Genomic DNA, 1,437 nt, shown 5'->3' with positions numbered 1-1,437 from the left:
AGGAAGACAACCACCCTCGGTGCCGTGGAACCCGAGCGCAGCCGCAGCGACACGCGACGGCCCCATCCCCAACCATCAGGGACAAAAGGGGCGAAACGACCAACCGGTCAGCAGCTCACAACCCCTGACGAATCGAGGCCAACTCGCCACCGCTCCAACACCGCTGCGACAGCATGTGACCAGCGTGGTTGCGACAATCATGCTAATCCACCGTGACCAGCGTGGAGCCCCCGGTGAACATACGGTCCTGTGAGAAAGACCTGTCCTACCAGGGGCTTCATGCTCGTCCGCAGTCCCTCAGCCCAAGCAATAACGAGAGTATTCGTTGAGAAAAATCTCGCTTGCTCGGTGAGTTAGCTCGTGCGTCACGGAACCTCTCAGTTCACCCGACTCTCATCGCCCAGCCGTCAGTCCCACTACCATTCCGCATCGGGCGGCAAAAGCTGCTTAGTTGCCGCTAGTGAGTGACGAATCTCGTCATAATATTCGAAATATTTTTCCTTTGACGAGAATCCCATTTTCATGGCGGCTTCCTCCACATCATCCCCGGGCGAAATGCGCACCCTCGCCAGCTCACCCTGCAAGGCCGAGACGGTTTGGCGCAGGGCTTGGCTGCGGGCAATCGTGGCATTAATCTCCGCGGCGGCCGACCCTCCGTTAGTGTTCACGATTTTCTGAACTACCTCCTGCGCGACAGCGGATCCTGCCTCTGCCTCTGCGGCGGTAACCTCGGCTTCTGGAAGGGCTGCTTCGATTTCGTCGGCTACCTTTTGGCAGACGCCTGTTCCGCCGCAGGTTGCTCCTACTTCTCCGAGGACGACTATGGCGGGTCCGGTAGCTATCGCAGCGCCTACTATTACGCCAATCCCTAGGGCGCCGCCGGCGGATGCTGCGAGTGCCTTTGTCAGGCCGTCGGGGTCGTAGTCGGGGTGGTCGGGTTCGAGGCAAGCGCCGCTCATGGGGTCGGATACGCAGGCATCGGTGCTGAAGGCGATTTCTGCTGTGACGGGTCCTCTGTCGTCGGATCCGTTGGTGGTGTGGTTGGTGTGTGCTTGTGCTGCGGCGGCGTCTGCGGCGTTGGCGTTGTTCCAGAGTTCGGCGGTGTTGTCTCCGGGGTCTGAGCTGTGGTTTTGGTCGCCGTCGCCGATGTAGCCGGTGCCGCCGTGGACGGCGTCGGTGCCGGCGCCGGTGAAGCCGCCGCTTGCTCCGGGGGCGCTGTAGTCCTCGCATTCGCCGGTGTGGACGAAGGCGCAGGAGACGTAGCCGGTGGGGTCGGTGAGGTTGGTGGGACTGTTTTCTACGTAGCTGTAGTGGTTGAGGGTTTGGCCGTTGGCGGGGTTTTTGATGAGGGGGTCGGGGGTGAGGAAGCGGTTTTCGGTGGGGTCGTAGAGGCGGCCGTTCATGTTGATGGTGCCGAGGTCGGTGTTCATTTCGTGG

1 protein-coding gene is annotated in these 1,437 nt (G+C 61.4%); it reads right to left on the bottom strand.

Features of this window, described 5'->3' with window-relative positions:
* Nucleotides 1-416: 416 nt before the first annotated feature.
* The coding region (locus tag ABZT03_RS44490) for an RHS repeat-associated core domain-containing protein (protein WP_356050046.1) at nucleotides 417-1,437 on the bottom strand (1,021 nt) is incomplete at its 5' end.

The organism is Streptomyces sp. NPDC005574, assembly GCF_040605435.1.
Classification (GTDB): Bacteria; Actinomycetota; Actinomycetes; order Streptomycetales; family Streptomycetaceae; genus Streptomyces.
The sequence above is the reverse complement of the archived record's forward strand: the minus strand, read 5'-3'. Positions and strand labels throughout refer to the sequence as shown.